This window comes from Fodinibius saliphilus, assembly GCF_005869845.1.
GTDB lineage: Bacteria > Bacteroidota > Rhodothermia > Balneolales > Balneolaceae > Fodinibius > Fodinibius saliphilus.
In genome coordinates this window covers 412,894-431,739 of the sequence record NZ_VAWF01000003.1, presented here as the reverse complement: position 1 = coordinate 431,739, position 18,846 = coordinate 412,894, and the positions used below count along the sequence as shown (strand labels likewise).

At 41.9% G+C, this 18,846-nt stretch carries 21 protein-coding genes and 1 tRNA gene; 16 read left to right on the top strand and 6 right to left on the bottom strand.

Annotated features, from left to right (window positions below):
- Position 1 precedes the first annotated feature (1 nt).
- The 12 genes from hisD to hisA all read left to right on the top strand — a co-directional run bounded on the left by hisD (position 2) and on the right by hisA (position 11,198).
- Positions 2–1,291 carry a histidinol dehydrogenase gene (hisD, locus tag FCN14_RS12475; RefSeq protein WP_138431604.1) on the top strand — a complete coding sequence of 430 codons (1,290 nt, stop codon included), beginning with the start codon at positions 2–4 and terminating at the stop codon, positions 1,289–1,291.
- A gap of 23 nt (positions 1,292–1,314) precedes the next feature.
- Positions 1,315–2,376 carry a histidinol-phosphate transaminase gene (hisC, locus tag FCN14_RS12470; RefSeq protein ID WP_138431603.1) on the top strand — a complete coding sequence of 354 codons (1,062 nt, stop codon included), beginning with the start codon at positions 1,315–1,317 and terminating at the stop codon, positions 2,374–2,376.
- Positions 2,373–3,263: an imidazoleglycerol-phosphate dehydratase HisB gene (gene hisB, locus FCN14_RS12465; protein ID WP_138431602.1), complete on the top strand. Its 891-nt coding sequence runs from the start codon at positions 2,373–2,375 to the stop codon at positions 3,261–3,263. Before hisC ends, hisB begins: the two co-directional genes overlap by 4 nt.
- A gap of 2 nt (positions 3,264–3,265) precedes the next feature.
- Complete coding sequence (gene hisH / locus FCN14_RS12460) at positions 3,266–3,871, top strand: imidazole glycerol phosphate synthase subunit HisH (RefSeq protein WP_212747640.1); 606 nt, start codon at positions 3,266–3,268, stop codon at positions 3,869–3,871.
- 284 nt (positions 3,872–4,155) lie between these two features.
- Entirely contained in the window at positions 4,156–4,701 is a 546-nt protein-coding gene (locus FCN14_RS12455) for an RNA polymerase sigma factor (protein ID WP_138431600.1), read from the top strand.
- A 19-nt stretch (positions 4,702–4,720) separates the two neighbouring features.
- Positions 4,721–5,104 (top strand): DUF6768 family protein, encoded by a 384-nt coding sequence (locus FCN14_RS12450; RefSeq protein ID WP_138431599.1) that lies wholly within the window; start codon positions 4,721–4,723, stop codon positions 5,102–5,104.
- Positions 5,105–5,122: 18 nt separating this feature from the next.
- Positions 5,123–5,881: an outer membrane lipoprotein-sorting protein gene (locus tag FCN14_RS12445; RefSeq protein WP_138431598.1), complete on the top strand. Its 759-nt coding sequence runs from the start codon at positions 5,123–5,125 to the stop codon at positions 5,879–5,881.
- A gap of 95 nt (positions 5,882–5,976) precedes the next feature.
- Entirely contained in the window at positions 5,977–7,200 is a 1,224-nt protein-coding gene (locus FCN14_RS12440; protein WP_138431597.1) for an ABC transporter permease, read from the top strand.
- A gap of 1 nt (position 7,201) precedes the next feature.
- Positions 7,202–8,422 (top strand): ABC transporter permease, encoded by a 1,221-nt coding sequence (locus FCN14_RS12435; protein ID WP_138431596.1) that lies wholly within the window; start codon positions 7,202–7,204, stop codon positions 8,420–8,422.
- Positions 8,423–8,496: 74 nt separating this feature from the next.
- Positions 8,497–9,198: an ABC transporter ATP-binding protein gene (locus FCN14_RS12430; protein ID WP_138431595.1), complete on the top strand. Its 702-nt coding sequence runs from the start codon at positions 8,497–8,499 to the stop codon at positions 9,196–9,198.
- 73 nt (positions 9,199–9,271) lie between these two features.
- Positions 9,272–10,390 (top strand): hypothetical protein, encoded by a 1,119-nt coding sequence (locus FCN14_RS12425; RefSeq protein WP_138431594.1) that lies wholly within the window; start codon positions 9,272–9,274, stop codon positions 10,388–10,390.
- A gap of 88 nt (positions 10,391–10,478) precedes the next feature.
- On the top strand, positions 10,479–11,198 hold the full coding sequence (gene hisA / locus FCN14_RS12420; protein WP_138431593.1) for a 1-(5-phosphoribosyl)-5-[(5-phosphoribosylamino)methylideneamino]imidazole-4-carboxamide isomerase: 720 nt from the start codon (positions 10,479–10,481) through the stop codon (positions 11,196–11,198).
- A gap of 41 nt (positions 11,199–11,239) precedes the next feature.
- Here hisA and FCN14_RS12415 read toward each other — a convergent pair whose 3' ends face one another.
- Positions 11,240–11,734: a cupin domain-containing protein gene (locus FCN14_RS12415; RefSeq protein ID WP_138431592.1), complete on the bottom strand. Its 495-nt coding sequence runs from the start codon at positions 11,732–11,734 to the stop codon at positions 11,240–11,242.
- 208 nt (positions 11,735–11,942) lie between these two features.
- On the opposite strand from FCN14_RS12415, the gene hisF reads away from it, so the two are divergent.
- A complete protein-coding gene (gene hisF / locus FCN14_RS12410; RefSeq protein ID WP_138431591.1) occupies positions 11,943–12,713 on the top strand; it encodes an imidazole glycerol phosphate synthase subunit HisF in 771 nt (256 codons plus the stop codon).
- Positions 12,714–12,775: 62 nt separating this feature from the next.
- Entirely contained in the window at positions 12,776–13,387 is a 612-nt protein-coding gene (hisIE, locus tag FCN14_RS12405) for a bifunctional phosphoribosyl-AMP cyclohydrolase/phosphoribosyl-ATP diphosphatase HisIE (RefSeq protein ID WP_138431590.1), read from the top strand.
- A 10-nt stretch (positions 13,388–13,397) separates the two neighbouring features.
- On the opposite strand, the gene FCN14_RS12400 is transcribed toward hisIE, so the two are convergent.
- The 3 genes from FCN14_RS12400 to FCN14_RS12395 are packed head-to-tail and all read right to left on the bottom strand — an operon-like array spanning position 13,398 to position 16,434.
- Complete coding sequence (locus FCN14_RS12400; RefSeq protein WP_246043164.1) at positions 13,398–14,237, bottom strand: acetamidase/formamidase family protein; 840 nt, start codon at positions 14,235–14,237, stop codon at positions 13,398–13,400.
- 34 nt (positions 14,238–14,271) lie between these two features.
- Positions 14,272–14,397, bottom strand: coding sequence for a hypothetical protein (locus FCN14_RS16030; protein WP_281280659.1), 126 nt, complete (start codon positions 14,395–14,397; stop codon positions 14,272–14,274).
- Between the two features lie 39 nt (positions 14,398–14,436).
- Positions 14,437–16,434, bottom strand: coding sequence for an OPT family oligopeptide transporter (locus FCN14_RS12395; protein WP_138431703.1), 1,998 nt, complete (start codon positions 16,432–16,434; stop codon positions 14,437–14,439).
- Between the two features lie 198 nt (positions 16,435–16,632).
- Between FCN14_RS12395 and FCN14_RS12390 the strand changes: the two genes are divergently transcribed.
- Together FCN14_RS12390 and FCN14_RS12385 are read left to right on the top strand one after the other, a co-directional pair.
- Entirely contained in the window at positions 16,633–17,043 is a 411-nt protein-coding gene (locus FCN14_RS12390; protein WP_138431588.1) for an OsmC family protein, read from the top strand.
- 7 nt (positions 17,044–17,050) lie between these two features.
- Positions 17,051–18,217, top strand: coding sequence for a trans-sulfuration enzyme family protein (locus FCN14_RS12385; RefSeq protein WP_138431587.1), 1,167 nt, complete (start codon positions 17,051–17,053; stop codon positions 18,215–18,217).
- On the opposite strand, the gene msrB is transcribed toward FCN14_RS12385, so the two are convergent.
- A complete protein-coding gene (gene msrB / locus FCN14_RS12380; protein WP_138431586.1) occupies positions 18,214–18,666 on the bottom strand; it encodes a peptide-methionine (R)-S-oxide reductase MsrB in 453 nt (150 codons plus the stop codon). The two genes, FCN14_RS12385 and msrB, sit on opposite strands and share 4 nt — an antisense overlap.
- A 60-nt stretch (positions 18,667–18,726) precedes the next feature.
- A tRNA-Pro gene (locus FCN14_RS12375) sits at positions 18,727–18,800 on the bottom strand.
- Between the last annotated feature and the right edge of the window lie 46 nt (positions 18,801–18,846).

Below are 18,846 nucleotides of genomic sequence, written 5' to 3'. Positions count from 1 at the left end.
TATGAAACAGTATACCTACAGTAAGTTAACGGAAGAACAGCTACGAAAGCTCTGTCAGCGACCGAAGATGGATTTCAACGCCATCTTTGAACAGGTTGAGCCTATTATTAAGCGTGTTACGGAGGATGGTGACGCAGGAGTCAACTATTTTACAGCTAAGTTTGATGACGTTACCCCTGATCCGTTGGTTATCAATCCTGATAATCAACAGATCAATTTAAATGATGGAGTTAAAAAGGCCATAGATACCGCATTCAATAATATCTATGAATTCCATAAGGCGCAGCTCCCCTCGAAACTGGAAGTAGAAACCATGCCCGGCGTGCAATGTAAACGCATATCACGCCCTATTGAACGGGTTGGTTTATATGTGCCCGGAGGCACGGCTATTTTACCCTCTACCTTGATGATGCTGGGGATCCCTGCTATGTTGGCCGGTTGCTCTACGATTGTTGTGGCAACACCGCCTCAAGAAGATGGTAGTATAGCTGACGAAATGATCTATATCGCGCAAAAAATTGGAGCTGTGAACTTGCTTAAAGCCGGTGGGGCACAAGCAGTGGCTGGAATGGCTCTAGGTACAGAATCTGTACCTAAAGTGGACAAAATATTGGGTCCCGGCAATCAGTACGTTACGGCAGCTAAAATGATGCTGCAAAACAGTGAGGCGCAAATAGCTATCGATATGCCGGCCGGGCCGTCTGAAGTACTGGTTATTGCGGATAAAACAGCAAAACCGGCCTTTGTCGCTGCCGATCTATTGTCACAGGCCGAACATGGTGAAGATAGCCAGGTGGTGCTGGTAGCTACGGAAAGTTTTGACTTGGCAGCCTGCCAACAGGAACTGGAAAAACAACTCGATCAACTTCCGCGCAAATATGTGGCTAAACAAGCTATTACTCAAAGCTTTAGCTTAGTTACGCGCACTCTTGAAGATGCGGTAGCTTTCTCCAATAAATATGCCCCCGAACACCTGATTATTCAATGCAACCAACCAGAAGTATTGGTTGAGGATATTACCAATGCCGGATCCATATTCTTAGGCCCCTGGACACCGGAAAGTGCCGGTGACTATGCCTCGGGCACCAACCACACATTGCCAACTTACGGCTATGCCCGTATGTATAGTGGAGTATCGATAGACTCATTCATCAAGCAGATCACTGTTCAACAGATCTCTAGGGAAGGCTTGCAAAATGTAGGACCTGCCGTTGAAAAGTTAGCAGAACTCGAAAAGTTACAGGGCCACAGGAATGCGGTTTCTATTCGTCTTGCCGATATTAACAAGTAAAACAACAAATATTTTTTAAGATAATGAGCAGTTCATTTAATATTGAAAATTTTGTGCGTCCTAATATTCAACAACTTGAACCCTACCACAGTGCTCGCGAAGATTATGAAGAAGGTTTGCTACTGGATGCTAATGAAAATAGCTTGGGAGCACCGTTTAACGACGACAGTAAACTGCATCGCTATCCGGATCCATCCCAAAAAAAACTGCGACAACTCATTGCAGAATGGCGGGGTGTTCGAAAGGAGAATGTATTTGTGGGGGTAGGAAGCGACGAAGGCATCGACCTATTATTTCGCATTTTCTGCACTCCCGGAAAAGATCGCATACTGACGGTCCCTCCTACATATGGAATGTATACCGTATCTGCTAATATCCATGATATTTCAATTGATGAGGTATTGCTGGAAGAAGAAACTTTCCAGCCACGAGTGCAGGCCATCCTAAATGCGGTAACGCCGCATACAAAGATTCTATTTCTTTGTTCCCCTAATAATCCAACAGGCAATACTTTTAAAACTGACAAAGTAGAACAACTTGTGGAAGAGTTTCCCGGTATTGTGGTGGTGGATGAGGCCTATATCGACTTTAGCGAAGGACCTAGCTGGACTTCAAAAATAGCTAAATATCCAAACCTTGTAGTTTTACAAACGGTATCAAAATCACTGGGGCTGGCAGGAATCAGACTTGGAATCAGTTACGCTCAGGAAGATATTATCAACTATATGATGAAGGTAAAAGCACCATATAATATTAATAAACCTACCTCCGAACTGGCTATTAATGGACTTCAAAACTGGGAAACAGTAAAATTCCATATTGAAGCGATCAAAAGGGAACGAAAACAACTACACAATAAGTTGGAACAGCTCAGTGCTGTCAAACATATTTTTCCCAGTGATGCAAACTTTTTGTTAGTCAAAATTGATGAGGCTCGCATGATCTACCAACAACTGGCCAAGAAAAATATTATCGTGAGATACCGTGGTAATGAACCGCATTGTGATAACTGTCTGCGTATTACCGTAGGAACACCGGATGAAAATGAACGTTTAATCTCAGCTTTAAAAGAGATAGTACAATGAACATTCGAATATCGACAGAAGCGCTTTCCGGATCTGAAACTGAGTTATTGTGGCCCGGTGCTTTATACGGTCTTAAAAGGCTACAACAGCTGGGGCATACACTCTTTTTTATTACTGACAACCTATCTAAACTGGAACTTGATCTCTTAGAAAATGAGAAAATATCTGCTACAGGAACCAGTTCCGAGGAAATAGCCCTTCAAGTTATCACCGAAGATAAGCTTTTAAAAGCTATTGATGAAGAGGGTAATGAAGTGGAATCTGCAGAAAACTGGATATCTCTGAGTAAAAAAATCTGTTTCCCAACGCGAAAAGCAACCGTTGAGCGTACTACTTCTGAGACTGACATCTCCATCAGTGTAAACCTTGATGGTACAGGGAAAAGTAATATTTCTACAGGGCTGGGCTTTTTCGACCATATGCTGGAACAGATTGCAAAACATGGGCTAGTAGATCTAGATATATCCTGTGACGGCGACCTCGCTATTGATGAACATCATACAATTGAAGATGTAGCAATCACCCTGGGAGAAGCTATCAGTAAAGCATTGGGAAATAAAGTGGGAATCCAGCGCTATGGTTTTGCGTTGCCTATGGATGAGACATTGGCGACGGTAGCACTGGATTTCTCGGGGCGCCCCTACCTTGTCTTTGAAGGAAACTTAAAGCGAGAATATGTAGGAGATTTCCCAACTGAAATGACGGAACACTTTTTTTACTCTCTGGCGATGAACCTCAAGGCCACACTAAATATTTCAGTAGAAGGTGAAAACGACCATCATAAAATTGAGGCTAGTTTTAAAGCTTTTGCACGCTGCTTGCGTGCTGCCATAAGCCGAAATGAACGTAATGCTAACATTTTACCCAGCACTAAAGACTTACTCTGATAATGATCGCAATTATTAATTATGAAGCCGGCAACTTAGCATCAGTATCCAATGCTCTTAAACGCCTGAACGAACCCCATATCATTACTAATAACACTGGTGAGCTGGATGATTCGGATGGCATTATTTTTCCAGGTGTTGGTCATGCAGAACCGGCAATGGAATCTCTGCAGAAAAACAACCTGGACCAGTGGTTAATAAATACAGACAAGCCGGTGCTTGGCATCTGTCTGGGCATGCAACTATTATATGAATCCTCGGAAGAGGGTGACTCTCAGGGACTTGGAATCATTCCGGGTCAATTAAAGAAGTTTGATTCTTCGGTAGACAAAGTACCCCATATGGGATGGAATACTTTTTCTAAAGTTGCCAAGAACCATTCCTTGGTTAGTAGCTTTGGCACATCGGAGTATTTCTACTTTGTACATAGCTACTTTGCGCCTGTCAATGATTATACCTTAGCTAGTTGCCATTATATAAAAGACTTTACCGCTGTCGTTTGTAAAGATAATTATATGGGCACCCAGTTCCATCCCGAAAAATCGGGAAAAGCCGGGGCTTTACTTTTGCAGAATTTCCTTTATTCTATATATCAAGATGGTCAATAACTCTTATACCTAATACCACCCTATTACCTACTATCGGCCATTTACCTCTACAACTTCCCAAATAAATATTGATCAGAAGCTCTTGATAATACCTTTCCTTTCTGCAACCAGCGAAAAGGGAAGGTATTATCCCCCCCTATTCCTTCTTCCATTCCATCTATTTTATAACCAATATTGCTTTTAAGAAGCTCAGTAAATACTATTTGAGTAGAACAACTTCATCAATCAAGAGATGAAAATAATTTTGAACCTTTTCAGTTTTCATTCGACTATATAGATGAGTGATGGATACTACGGATAAACAACAATCAGATGAAGAACTGGTTCAACGCTTCCAAAATGGAGAAAAAAAAGTGTTGAAAAAACTTATTAAAAGGTTTCATCCGCTTATGAAGCAGACTATCTATTATCAAGTCCAACAGCAAAATCCTGTTGAAGACATAGCCCAAGATTGTTGGTATGTCATTATTGAGAAACTTCCAGAGCTGGAACTAAAAATCAGCTTTAAAGCATGGGCACTGAGCATCGCCCGCCGAAAAGCCTTAGATTGGATAAGGAAAAAACAGCAGTCAGCTAAGAATTCTTCCCTCATTGAAAACCGTTCGGCATCCTCAACTAAAAGTTCTACCACTGATAACAGCAGTAGCAAATTGCAGAAAGTACGTAACGCTATTCAACAGCTGCCAGGCACACAACGGATCGTGCTTGAACTTTTTTATTTGGATAATTTGACTTTACAGGAAATCAGCAGTGTGCTCAATATATCCAACGGAACAGTTAAATCCCGATTGTTTTATGCCCGGGAAAAACTGAAACAGATTATTTCATAAAGACAAAATAACTATACCGATGACAGAAGAAGAAATTGATAAATTAATTACTGAATCTCTGGATAAAGAGGAAACAGAGTTCTATAATAATCTTACGGAAAAAAGTATTTTCAGTATGTGGGGAGAACTCTATACCGGTAAGCTGGGATGGCTTGCTATCTTAATGTCAATATTTCATACATTTATTGTTGTAATATGCTTCTACTGCGGATTTAAACTTTTTATAGTAGAGGGTATAACAGAGATACTGAGGTATGGGACGGTACTTTTTATCGCACTGACTTTTGGCGCTATGATCAAACTCTGGCACTGGATGCAAATAGATAAGAATTCTATCCTTAAAGAAATTAAGAGACTGGAATTTCAGATTGCTATGCTTACGGAAAAAGTAACAAATGAATAACCGATTAGTTACGCTATCATGCAGGCTATTAAAAAATATTGCTTAGCTACTATACTGTTCTTGTTTAGCTGCACATTCATAATACAAGCCCAAAATGCTACTGATATTGTTAAAAAAGCAGATAAAAAGATACGTGGGGAAAGCTCGCGGGCAAAGATAACCATGAAAATCATACGCCCCACTTGGCAGCGCGAAGTATCAATGAAAGCATGGAGTCTGGGCACTGAATATAGTCTCATCCTTGTTACCGCCCCGGCCCGTGATCAAGGAACCGCCTATTTAAAACGGGATAATGAGATCTGGAACTGGCTACCCAACATCAATAGGACGATTAAAATGCCTCCCTCTATGATGAGTCAGTCTTGGATGGGATCAGACTTTTCAAATAATGATCTGGTAGAAGAGTCCTCTATCGTCACCGATTATAACCATACGATAGCCGGAGACAGTACCCTCAGCGATTATGAGTGCTACAGGATCATAATGTCACCCAAGCCCCAAGCTCCGGTCGTATGGGGTAAGTTGATTAGTTTCATATCAAAACAAGAGTACCTGCAGCTGCGGACCGAATTTTATAATGAGGATGGGAAATTAATAAAGGTCATGGAAGGATCACAAATTGAAAACATGAACGGACGAACCATCCCTACAAAAATGGAGATGATTCCCATGGATAAAAAAAACCAGAAGACGGTATTACTTTATGAGGATATTGCTTTCAATATTGATATAGCTGAACGATTCTTCAGCATCCAAAATCTAAAAAACCTAGATTAAAACGCAGGGTTTACAGCTGATGCAAGTTTCCACGAATTTTATCTGCGCTTGACTGTTTAGCCTGCATTGCCTGTGTCCTATTAAACAACTTTGATATGCTATCTATAAAATTAGCATGGCGAAATATTTGGCGGAATAAACGAAGAACGATTATTACAACGCTCTCCATTGTTGTTGCCGTCTTTTTATCGGCCATTACCCGTTCCTCACAAGAAGGGCAATATGATAATATGCTCGAGAATACGGTGGGCACCTTTTCCGGTTATATCCAAATTCATAAACAAGGCTACCAAGATAACCCAACTTTAAATAATAGTCTGGCCATTAATGATTCCCTCTATGAGGTTATTAAATCTGATAAAAATATAAGGTCAATCATCCCGCGTATTGAATCATATGCCCTTGTAGCTACTGGCCAGCAAAGTCGGCCCGCCATGATTATGGGTATCGATGTAGAAGCAGAGCAAGAACTCAGTCAACCACAAACAAAACTACAAAAAGGAAATTACTTTAGCTCTAACAGTGAAAAAGGAGCAATTATCGGTGAAAAACTGAGGCAGCGCCTGAACGCTCAAATCGGTGACAGCTTGGTTCTTATTGGTCAGGGCTACCACAGTATGAATGCTACCGGGCTCTATCCTATTAAGGGTACTGTTTCCTTTTCCAATCCCGAAATGAACAGTAGCCTGGTCTACCTTCCGTTAAAAACAGCCCAATATCTGTTTTCAGCCCAAGACCGTCTTACTTCGATTGCTATCAAACTGAAGACCCCTACCCAACTTAATGCTACTGCCAAATACCTTAAAAGCAGACTACCGACCAACGACTACGAGGTGCTAACATGGCAAAAAATGATGCCGGAATTGAAACAAGCTATTGAAGTGGATCGAGGAGGGGGAATCATTATTCTGCTTGTTCTCTATATGGTTGTTGGCTTTGGGATTTTAGGCACCGTGCTAATGATGATTGCAGAGCGTAGCTATGAATTTGGTGTCATGCTCTCGGTAGGAACTCCACGCACCACCATTGCTAAGATCCTTTCTTTTGAAATACTTCTCATGAGTCTAATGGGAGCAGGGTTCGGCATCCTCTTCAGTATTCCTGTAGCATGGTACTTCAATGTAAACCCTATTGACCTTTCAGGGGCCATGGCTTCGGCTGTTGAACAATACAATATGGCTCCCATCCTTGAATTCTCTACGGATCCTGAAATATTTACCAGCCAAGCTCTGATTGTCTTTTTTATCACTCTGCTGTTTAGCATCATACCTATTCTTAAAGCCGCAAACTTAAACCCTATCGACGCTATGAGATCTTGATATGTTTCGAAAAATTATCGCACTCGGATGGAAGAATATTTGGCGAAATCCTACACGCAGTGGCGTCGTTATCATTGCTGTAATGCTGGGAATTTGGGCCGGTATTTTTATCTCCGCCTTTTTTAACAGTATGGCGCAGGGGTACCTTCAGAACCAACTGGATCTCACAATAGGTCATATCCAGATAACAAATCCAGATTTTGAGGATCAATATAATCCCAAATACAGTATTGAGAAGGCAAAACACCTGTTGAATAACTTAGAGGAACAAGAGTATATCCTACAAACCGAGTATGAGAGTCAATCAACGGGATTAGCACAAAGTGCTGCCAATAGCTATGGCGTTACCATACATGGTATTGATACCACACACTCTGGCACCCCGCCTGTTATACAATACATCAAAGAAGGCGACTTTTTGCAAAGCATAGACCGCAATCCCATCCTTATTGGCAAAGCATTGGCCGAACGGCTCAAGTTGAATCTGCGATCAAAACTGGTGCTCAGCTTTCAGGATGTAGATGGAAATATAACAGCAGGTGCTTTTCGCGTGGCCGGCATCTTTGATTCCTTTAATGCCAATTATGATAAAGGCAATGTATTTGTATTACGAAGCGACTTAAACCGTTTATTGGGCAATAATGATCTCATTCATAAGCTAACGCTTAAACTGGATGATTTTACAAAAGCTCCTCGGCGAGCCGAAAAACTGGCAAACTCTTATCCCAATCTTAAAATAGCCAGTTGGGGCACCATTGCCCCAGAACTCGAATATGTCTTTAGCATGACAGATGTTTCCATGTACGTTATTATGGTCATTATTATTATTGCATTGGTATTCAGCATCATCAATACCATGTTGATGGCCGTAATGGAACGTACGCACGAACTCGGTATGCTTATGGCTGTAGGAATGAACAAACGCCGGCTATTCGGGATGGTGCTCTCAGAAACCTTTTTCCTGACGATGGTCGGAACCCCGCTGGGCCTACTGTTTAGCTGGATTACTATTTCAATATTGGGAACTATCGGTATCGATCTCAGTGCCTTTGCAGAAGGCCTTAACGCTTATGGAATGGATACGGTTATCTATCCGGATTTAGATGCTGTTTATTATCTAAATATCACCCTGCTTATTGGAATCGCAGCCATCTTGTCGGCCCTATACCCGGCATGGAAAACCCTAAAGTTAAAACCCGTAGAAGCGATAAGAAAAATTTAAGACATTTCTCGTAATACATTAAACCCCAACCCGTAACTTGAACCTTGAATCCCGCAACACGAAAGCTGAAAATCATGCCTGTCATAGAAACCAACGGTTTAACCAAAGTTTATAACAAAGACCAAGTTCCGGTTCACGCCCTCAACGGCGTAGATTTAAAAATTGAAATAGGGGAATTTACTGCTATTGTAGGTCCATCGGGATCAGGAAAAACCACACTTTTAAATATCATCGGTGGACTTGACAGCCCTACTGAAGGCAAAGCGATCGTAAAAGGCACTGATCTGGGTGCACTCTCCGACAGTGAACTCATTAATTTCAGGTTGCAACATATCGGCTTCGTTTTCCAGGCATATAACCTTATTCCCGTACTCACTGCTATCGAAAATGTAGCTTTTGTTATGCAGATGCAGGGACGTCCCCAGAAAGAGTGCAACGAAAAAAGCAGGGCATTACTCGAAGAAGTGGGCCTAGCCGATAAAATCAATAAACGTCCTTCTGAACTTTCGGGCGGTCAACAGCAGCGTGTTGCCGTTGCACGTGCCCTCTCCTCTACCCCCGACTTTGTTCTCGCTGATGAACCCACGGCAAACTTAGATTCGGTATCTACTGCGGACTTGCTGGATATGATGGCAGAACTAAACAAAAAAGAAAATATGACCTTTGTATTTTCTACTCACGACCAACGGGTTATAGATCGTGCTCGACGCGTTATTACTCTTGTAGATGGCAAAATTGCTAAAGATGAGGTACACAAAAAGCATCCTGCTGAATAACAGAATATTGAACACTAATATGGCTCATTATAAAAAAGCTATTTATTTATTTTTCGGGATTTGCATACTTCTTTTGAGATTACAATCTGCCTCCGCTCAGAAATCCTCTCTCGATCTGGATATCAGTGGATACATAAAGGAACTGGGACGAGCATCAGTAGATAATGGATTTTCAGAGATCCATTACGACAACATTCTGCATCATCGGCTGGAAACCGAATGGAACCTATCCAAGAACTTTGAACTTCGGGCGGATCTACGAACACGGTTACTCAATGGCTACACCGTCAATAACACTCCGGGATTAAAACAAATCTATGAACAGGATGCCAACTATTTTGATTGGTCTTGGGTATGGTTTGGTACCAACTACTCACTAATGCACTCCAATATCGACCGACTGCACCTTAGTTACATTAACGGTCCGTGGGAGGTACATGCAGGCCGGCAGCGCCTAAACTGGGGACGCACCTTTGTTTGGAATCCCAATGATCTGTTTAACAACTATGCTTTTCTGGATTTTGATTACGAAGAACGCCCCGGTGTGGATGCCTTCAGCGCGCAATACAATTGGAGCTATGCTTCAAACTTAGACGTTGGTTACCGCATCGCTGGTAGCTGGGAGCAATCCGTGCTGGCGGGGATGGTCCGCACAAACTGGGGCAATTACGATATCCAGTTTACCGGCGGACATTACCTAAACCAGCTAACTATAGGAGCCGGTTGGGCCGGCTACCTGGGAAATACAGGATTCAAGGGGGAGATTTCATACTTCCACCCCGAAAACGACCTTTTTGAGGAAACAGGCCATTTTACGGCCACAACCGGACTCGATCACATGCTCTCCAATGGGGTGTATTTACAGGGTGAAATGCTATACAACGGCGGATACAGCCAACGAAGAAATCCACTAACTACGTTAGTCCGACCTCCAAGCGCTGACAACCTGTTTATTGCCAAAACAGGATTTTTCCTCAACAGTTCCTACCAATTCCACCCCTTAATAAGCGGAAATATAGGTTTTCTAAGCAGTTTTGATCGCTCCATCTTTATTACTATTCCGCAAGTGACAGTATCGGTAGCTGAAAACCTCGACTTTCTTCTGCTGTCACAACTTTTAAAGGGCGCCGTTTTCAACCAAACAGTTGCAGCACCTAACCTTTTCTTTTTTCGCCTAAAATGGTCGTATTAGATAAGTTTTAGCACAATTTACTGTGAACTCTCTGGTGCTATTTGTACTTTCCCTTTTTTGAAAAAAACTATAATAAAAACTTCCTGAAATGAAAGTTATTCCCGCCATTGATTTATTAGATGGACAAGTTGTACGCTTGCACAAAGGTAACTATGAAGAAGTGACGATATACAACGATAATCCTTTAGATGAAGCTCGAAAGTTCAAAGCTGCAGGCTTTGAACATATTCACATTGTTGATTTAAATGGTGCCAAAGAAGGAAAATTTATAAATCTGGAGCACATTAAAATAATCACTCAAGAGCTGGGAATTTCTGTTCAAACAGGCGGCGGTATACGAAGCTATGATGATGCTTCTATGCTTCTTGAAAAAGGAGTTTCAAACATTATCTGTAGTTCAATGGCTGTTAAGAACAAAGAAAGTTGGCTTTCAGTACTTGATAGTTATGGAGGTCGAGCCATTCTTGGAATGGATTTAAAAGATGGTAAAGTAGCATATAGCGGGTGGTTAGAAACACTGGATCAAACATTAGTAGAATTTCTACAACCAATGATTGACCGTGGCTTACAAACGGTACTCAGTACGGATATTTCAAAAGACGGAACACTGGAAGGGCCAAATCTGGAATTGTATAAAAATCTTAAATCTCAATTTCCGAATTTAAACTTTATCGCCTCTGGAGGAGTCTCTGATTCTTCAGACCTTGAAGCTTTAGAACAACAAGAACTTTATGGTGTTGTAGTAGGCCGGGCATATTATGAAAATAAACTAACACTGGATGACATGCTGAAATACCATACTCCCTAATTAAACAGAGCTCCAGCTCATCTCCCTATTAGGCCAATAGACTAACGACCAAAATCATCTTGCACACGAACAATGTCGTCTTCGTCCGAAGGGTTTTCAGGATCCGTATGTTGCCATATCTCTGCTAAGACAGCCCAATTTTGCAGCCCCACTAATCGGTGGCGCTCCCCCTTTTTAATTCTGATAACATCTCCTTCGTCATATTCTTGAACCACACTTTGCTCATCACTATCACTCTTCATAACGCCTACCGGCCCCTCTATCACCTTCCATATCTCGGCACGGCGATGATGATATTGCCAAGACAATCGTTTATTCGGTTGAACAACTAAAATCTTGGGACTTAGCTTGCCCGAATTTTTTAATTCGTCAGCAATATTATTGAAATAACGCTCAGCAAATGCCGATGCTTCACCTTCATCAATAACGAAAAAGCCACCCCACGGTCGTTCTTGATCTCCATCAATAATACTAAAATCCTGCTCTTGAATATTTTGTTCAACCTCTTTGAACAGTTTCTGTTCTGCTTCCACTATATCCTAATTAATTTTTATCCTGTTAGCCTCTAATCATGTATCAAAGATTCCTGAAGATACAAATTATGATCATTATTTTTTATCGGTAATAGACAATATTAAACCTCGCTTCAATTAGACCGAAAATTTTGGTAATATTATTGCCTCCATCAGAATGGATCCATTCTGCCTAAATCAAGTAAATATAATAAGTTAACCAATTTTATAGATGCTCGCAAAACGAATCATACCCTGCCTTGATATTAAAGATGGCCGAACGGTAAAAGGTGTTAACTTTGAAGGGTTGCGTGATGCCGGTGATCCGGTAGAACTTGCTAAACGCTATTCTGATGAAGGAGCTGATGAGCTCGTTTTCCTTGATATTACAGCCACCAAAGAAAAGCGAAAAACGCTGGTAGAGCTCGTGAAAAAAATAGCTTTAAACATTGACATACCATTTACTGTAGGTGGTGGTATTAGCAGTGTCGAAGAAATCGGAGATTTACTACATGCTGGTGCAGATAAAATATCGTTAAACAGTGCTATTGTTCGGAATCCTGAACTTATAAATAAAGCTTCCCAAAAATTTGGGTCTCAGTGTATTGTTGCTGCTGTTGATGCCAAACGAACCGGTGACCAATGGAATGTCTTTATTTCCGGTGGCTCAATCGATACTGAAAAAGATGCCCTGCAATGGATTAAGGAAGTAGAAAAACGCGGGGCTGGCGAAATTCTCCTTACCAGTATGGATAAGGATGGTACTAAGTCAGGCTATGATTTGGAGTTGCTGAAAAAAGTAAATTCCTTTTTGTCAATTCCGGTAATAGCCAGTGGAGGGGCCGGTACTAAAAACCATTGTGTTGAGGCCGTCAAGAAAGGAGGAGCCGATGCCGTTTTAGCAGCAAGTATATTTCACTTCCAGGAGATCGAAATTGATGAATTAAAGATTTATATGGAAAACGATGGCATTACAGTTCGGCATACTGTAGATAGTAATTAACCTATATTCACTCCTTTTACAGCATCTCTTTTAAATAAATATTATTCTAGAACTAATTTCTGATGAAAACTGAAAATTTAGATTTTGAAAAAGGAAACGGCCTGATCCCGGCAATTATCCAAGATGCCAAAAACTTTCAAGTATTGATGTTGGGCTATATGAATAAAGAAGCCCTTGAAACTACTCTCGAAAAAGAACGCGTGACCTTTTATAGCCGAAGTAAAGAACGTTTGTGGACCAAGGGTGAAACTTCCGGCAACTTTCTTGATCTGGTAGATATTCAAAAAGATTGCGACAATGACACCTTGCTAATCTTAGCCAACCCTCACGGGCCTACTTGTCATACCGGAGAACAATCCTGTTTTTATGAAAAAGATTTTAAACCTAATCAGGATCTCTCATTTATTGGCAATCTGGAACAATTGATCCAGGGACGTAAAAAAGAGATGCCCGAGAACTCCTACACTACCCACCTATTCACTGAAGGGCTGGATAAAATCACCCAAAAGGTTGGTGAAGAAGCCGTTGAAACTGTTATTGCATCTAAAAACAGTAACGAAAGTGCATTCGTAGGAGAAGTAGCGGATCTTATTTATCACCTACTGGTATTGCTGACTGAAAAAGGTATCCCGCTGAAAAAAATTATTGGTCGCCTTAAAGAACGTCATCAATAAAAGGCTCAATTCATTTAATTCCCAGAACCTCTTTCGGCATATGTATGGTCACCAACATGTGAGGAACATCGACTACCTCGGCAATTTTCAGGTCCCCCGCCAGCGAACACAGTGCATAAGCATCTTTCCGGTCCATATTGTGTTCCTCAACCAGATAATCAATCATGTAACGAGTTGCTTTTTTTGCGGCCTCATCAATAGTAGTCCCAAAACCTGTAACCACGTAATAATCATTGGTTTCATATTGTGGTTCCTGAATGGATCGACCATTTTTAACTAACTTTATTTCATAGACTATCCGCATGGGAGCCTCAATTGCTGTTCCACCGACCTCTCCTAGCCCTTGGGTGGCATGGACATCCCCTATTGAAAAAAGAGCTCCTTCCATAAATACAGGGAAATAAATCGTAGTTCCCTCTGTCATATGTGGATCATCCATATTACCTCCATTGGCTCTCGGTGGGATGGTGGAGAGCATAGAATCTGTTGCTGGTGCCACCCCCATCACGCCCGGAAAAGGATTTAAGGGCACTGAAATATCATCAGAAAAATTAACATCACGACTCTCTTTATTGAATTCAAACGTTTTCAAATAGGGCTCTTTAAAATCATCAGCGAGAAAACCGAATCCCGGTATAATAGCTGTCCATCCCCAGTGACCCAACTCAATTTTATGCAGTTTTACTTTTAACAGATCTCCCGGTTCAGCTCCCTCCACATACATTGGTCCGGTGAATGGGTGAATGGGAGTAAAATCGAGATTTTTAAGGTCTTCAATTGTTGATTCCGGATTAAGTTGTTTGTCAGAGGCTTTCTCTGTGGCCACCTCAATCACTGAACCTGATTCCACTGTAATCAATGGTTCAATGGCACTGCTCCATCGATTATGGGTTTAGCGTATAGTCTACTTCTGGGACCTCTGGTGCCCCTGTATCGGTTTGCTCTTGGTTGCATCCTATCCCCAGCGTTCCTAATAACAATATCGAAAAAAGTACCCCTGGTAACTTCATACTATCCCTTTGATGTTTTTAGAATTAAATTTATCGCACTTATTTTTTTACGGCCACTTTATATAACCAAATGCAGAAAAAGATTGCGGCAGCGGCACCCAGCCAATCCGCATAAGGTGCAAATGACTGCGGTACCAAACGAAGTGCATCTGTGCTTTCCTGTATAGCAAAAGGAATAGCCAAAATAATACCTATTAAAGCCTCACCCGTAATAAGCCCAGATGAAAACAGCAATCCTTTTCGCTCGGCTTCTACCTTTGCCTTTTTAGGGTTTTCATCATTTTTCCTTGCTCGACTGGCAACCACTTTTGCTGCTCCCCAAGCAATCATCCCACCTATAAAAATGGGGACGGTAAGTTCCAGCGGAAGATAAATGCCAACTGCCACTGCTAATACCGGGGTTCTAAAATCAGAACCTTTGGCTTCCAGTACTTTATCCAGAATGATGATAGCCACTGCAATAACCGCCCCAATCCAGATCATATTCCATTCTAAATTTTGGGCAAAAACCCCTTCGGCAACCGATTGCATGAGCGTAGCTTGCGGCGCACTGAGCATCTCTTCGGTACTCATCCCTTCTCTGGGAAGCACCCCGCCTAACCCATAGGCATTAAATAACAAACTTAAAATAGGAGCAATAACTAATGCCGCCGACACAACCCCGATAATCTGCATAATTTGTTGCTTATAAGGAGTAGCTCCGACCAGTTGACCGGCTTTCAAATCCTGCATATTATCACCGGCAATAGCTGCAGCACAGGCTACCATCGCTCCAACTACAATAGCAGCTGCAGCAGCTGCCTTTGCACGACTGCTATCCACAGAAAAATCTAGTTGTGAACCCAGTAGTACCAACAGTATTAAAGAGGTCGCTAAAATTGTAGCAATTGTCACTCCGGAAATAGGATTATTCGAAGAGCCGACTAAACCAGCCATATAGCCGGCCACTGAAGCAAAAAGAAAACCTGCTACCAACGAGAAGAGCACGCCAATTCCCATAGTAGTCCAATATAGATTACTGCTCACCGGCAAATGTGTAATATCAATTACTTGCGTGAATACAATAAAAATGGGAATTGCCAATGCTACAACTCCCCACAACACATAGTTGATTGGCATATCTTTTTCGGTCCGCAACACTTCTGGGCCATCATCAGACTTGGCTTCTTTAACAGCCTCCCAGGAAGAAGCAATTCCATCTTTAAGTGGCTTTGCCAATGAAACGAGCGCCCAGATACCACCCACGACCATCGAACCAACCCCCATATATCGAATCTTCTGACTCCATATCTCCAGAGCTGCATCATAACCCTCCATATTTCCAACCACTCCTGCAACCTCCCCCGGATTTGCAAATGCCATATACAGCGGAATACCAAACAGCCATGAAATCAACCCGCCGGCAAAAACTAACACGGCAATATTGAGTCCTACTATATATCCTACTCCAAGGAGTGCAACAGATAACTCGGTTCCCATCCCAAAAATTGAACGTCCAGCTGTTACCGAACCACTTACTGAGCCGGAAAATAGCTTTAAGCCTGTTTGTCCCAATTTATACAACCCTGCGGCTAACCCCGCCCATGCAATCTGTGTAATACCTTTACCGCCTTCCGTTCCGGCTTTAAGTACCTCTCCCGTTGCAACCCCTTCCGGGAATTTAAGCTTCTTCTCAATAATCAAAGCTCTGCGTAATGGAATTGTAAATAGTACCCCGAGCACTCCACCGAACATAGCAATAGCCATAGTATCTAGGAATGGAAAATCGCTCCAGTATCGAAGTAGTATTAAGGCAGGGAGGGTAAAAATAACACCGGCGGCTAGTGATTCACCGGCTGATGCCGCAGTTTGCACAATATTATTTTCCAGGATATTCGAATGTTTAAACATTCGAAGCAGAGCCATTGATATTACTGCAGCCGGAATAGACGCCGAAACTGTCATTCCAACTTTCAACCCCAAATAAGCATTAGCTCCTGCTAGGATTGCCGACAATAATATACCTAATACAACGGCTTTAACAGTAATTTGCGGCATATCGTCATCAGCCTGTACGTATGGAATAAAATCTCTTTTATTGTTACTCAAGGAACCCCACATTTAATTCTAATTTTTCCTCAACTTAACAGAACTAATAAATAATGCAATATTTTAACCTTTTTCTTCCTTTCCTTAGCCCTCACCATTTCTTAGCTTTGACGATCTAATTTCATTTAACATAAAGTATTAAAAGGTATGAAGATCACAATTGACCAACTCGATAGTACCCACATGGAAGCAGCAAATGAAGAAGGCGGCTTACTTCGTATGGATGGGTCAACGAGTATTGGCGGGCTGGAAGGTGGTTTTAGTCCGATGCAACTACTGCTTGCCGGGGTTGGAGGATGCAGCGCTATTGATATCATTGGCATTTTAAAAAAACAGCGACAGGACCTTGAAGATCTGTCGGTAGAAGTGGAAGGAGAACGGGAATCGGTAGATGAATACTCTGAATTTACGAAAATCCATATTAAATACATTTTTGCCGGCGACCTTGATGAATCAAAAGTAGAACGAGCCATTAATCTATCGCTTGATAAGTATTGTTCCGTCTCCAAAACTCTCGAGAAGACGTCTGAAATCACACATAGCTACGAAATAAAATAACACAATCATGAGGGATCAACAGCCAGAAACAAAAGCCATACGAAACCAAACCGAGCGTACTGACCAAAAAGAACACTCAACCCCACTATTTCTAACATCAAGCTTTGTCTTTGATTCTGCAGAGCATGCACGAGCCCTTTTTGCAAAAGAAGTAGAAGGAAATGTTTACAGCCGGTACTCCAATCCAAATGTTGATGAATTTGTAAACAAAATGTGTGGTATGGAAGATGCCGAGACTGGAGTTGCTACCGCATCAGGTATGTCATCTATATTTTCAACATTGGCCGGACTTTTGGAACAGGGCGACCATGTCTTGGCTTGCCGATCACTATTTGGTTCTTCGCACCAAATACTAAGTGGAATTTTACCTAAGTGGGGAATTGACTTTAGCTATGGAAGTATTGATGATACTGAAAGCTGGGAGTCTCTGATACAGGATAATACACGTATCTTATTTTTAGAGACCCCTTCCAATCCCGGTCTGGATCTTATTGATTTGAAATGGGCAGGAAAACTAGCTGAAACTCATAACCTGATCCTCATTATTGATAATTGCTTTGCCACCCCTTATTTGCAACAGCCAATGAAATATGGCGCAGATGTAGTACTGCATTCTGCTACAAAATTTATTGATGGACAAGGACGTGGCTTGGGCGGTATTGCTGTTGGAAAGGAGCGCTACATTGACAAAATAAGCTTTTTCTGTCGTCATTCCGGTCCTGCACTTTCTCCCTTTAATGCATGGATGTTTTCCAAAAGCCTTGAAACTCTACCTATGCGTATGGACCGTCACTGTGACAACGCCCTTACCCTTGCTGAAACGCTTCAGGAAAATACCAATGTGGAGTGGGTAAAATATCCCTTCTTGCCCAGTCATCCACAATACGGATTAGCCAAAAAGCAAATGAAGAAAGGGGGCGGGGTTGTTTCCATTAGTATTAAAGGAGGTTATAAAGCAGCCAAAAATTTTCTGGATAATCTCAAAACCATTTCATTATCAGCCAATTTAGGTGATTCCCGCTCTATTGCTACCCATCCAGCTTCGACGACCCATTCTAAACTAACAGAAGAAGAACGACAAGCTGTTAATATTACTCCCGGAATGGTTCGTATTGCGGTAGGGCTAGAGGCTATTGGTGATATTATCACAGATGTAGAACAAGCCTTGCGTTAATCTGACTTCTTTACAAGCTGGAGAGAAGAAGAGTTCACACAATACCGTAATCCTGTTGGGTTGGGGCCGTCAGGGAAAACATGGCCAAGGTGGGCATCACAAACGTTACAAAGTACCTCAATACGGTGCATACCATGGCTTAAATCCTCTACATACTTTATAACGTTGTATTGCACTGGTTTAGAAAAGCTGGGCCATCCAGAGCCAGATTCAAATTTCTCTGAGGAATCAAACAGTTCTGTTCCACAGCAAACACAAGCATACAAACCCGGTTGGTGCGCCTCACAATACTCACCGGAACCAGCCCGCTCAGTGCCATGTTTTCTTGTGACCCGAAACACTTTATCGGAAAGTTCCTCTCTCCATTCTTCTTCGGATTTCTCTACCCTTTTCGGTGGATTGGGGTTTTCCTTACCAGCATATTCATTAACCTGTTTCCAATCTATCATAGCGATAAAACCAAAGTTAAAAAAGAAAAAGGCCAGACGATCCTGTCTGACCTATTGATGTCGGGGAGACAGGATTTGAACCTGCGACCCTTCGCTCCCAAAGCGAATGCGCTACCGGACTGCGCCACTCCCCGAAAAAATGAATACTGATGGAATCACTTTGAGCGATTCCATCAGCAA

Bases quoted from the DNA above. Each gene is read 5' to 3' on its own strand.
- hisD (WP_138431604.1), top strand. From the start codon at position 2: ATGAAACAGTATACCTACAGTAAGTTAACGGAAGAACAGCTACGAAAG.
- hisC (WP_138431603.1), top strand. From the start codon at position 1,315: ATGAGCAGTTCATTTAATATTGAAAATTTTGTGCGTCCTAATATTCAA.
- hisB (WP_138431602.1), top strand. From the start codon at position 2,373: ATGAACATTCGAATATCGACAGAAGCGCTTTCCGGATCTGAAACTGAG.
- hisH (WP_212747640.1), top strand. From the start codon at position 3,266: ATGATCGCAATTATTAATTATGAAGCCGGCAACTTAGCATCAGTATCC.
- FCN14_RS12455 (WP_138431600.1), top strand. From the start codon at position 4,156: ATGGATACTACGGATAAACAACAATCAGATGAAGAACTGGTTCAACGC.
- FCN14_RS12450 (WP_138431599.1), top strand. From the start codon at position 4,721: ATGACAGAAGAAGAAATTGATAAATTAATTACTGAATCTCTGGATAAA.
- FCN14_RS12445 (WP_138431598.1), top strand. From the start codon at position 5,123: ATGCAGGCTATTAAAAAATATTGCTTAGCTACTATACTGTTCTTGTTT.
- FCN14_RS12440 (WP_138431597.1), top strand. From the start codon at position 5,977: ATGCTATCTATAAAATTAGCATGGCGAAATATTTGGCGGAATAAACGA.
- FCN14_RS12435 (WP_138431596.1), top strand. From the start codon at position 7,202: ATGTTTCGAAAAATTATCGCACTCGGATGGAAGAATATTTGGCGAAAT.
- FCN14_RS12430 (WP_138431595.1), top strand. From the start codon at position 8,497: ATGCCTGTCATAGAAACCAACGGTTTAACCAAAGTTTATAACAAAGAC.
- hisA (WP_138431593.1), top strand. From the start codon at position 10,479: ATGAAAGTTATTCCCGCCATTGATTTATTAGATGGACAAGTTGTACGC.
- hisF (WP_138431591.1), top strand. From the start codon at position 11,943: ATGCTCGCAAAACGAATCATACCCTGCCTTGATATTAAAGATGGCCGA.
- hisIE (WP_138431590.1), top strand. From the start codon at position 12,776: ATGAAAACTGAAAATTTAGATTTTGAAAAAGGAAACGGCCTGATCCCG.
- FCN14_RS16030 (WP_281280659.1), bottom strand. From the start codon at position 14,397: ATGAAGTTACCAGGGGTACTTTTTTCGATATTGTTATTAGGAACGCTG.
- FCN14_RS12395 (WP_138431703.1), bottom strand. From the start codon at position 16,434: ATGCCGCAAATTACTGTTAAAGCCGTTGTATTAGGTATATTATTGTCG.
- FCN14_RS12390 (WP_138431588.1), top strand. From the start codon at position 16,633: ATGAAGATCACAATTGACCAACTCGATAGTACCCACATGGAAGCAGCA.
- FCN14_RS12385 (WP_138431587.1), top strand. From the start codon at position 17,051: ATGAGGGATCAACAGCCAGAAACAAAAGCCATACGAAACCAAACCGAG.
- msrB (WP_138431586.1), bottom strand. From the start codon at position 18,666: ATGATAGATTGGAAACAGGTTAATGAATATGCTGGTAAGGAAAACCCC.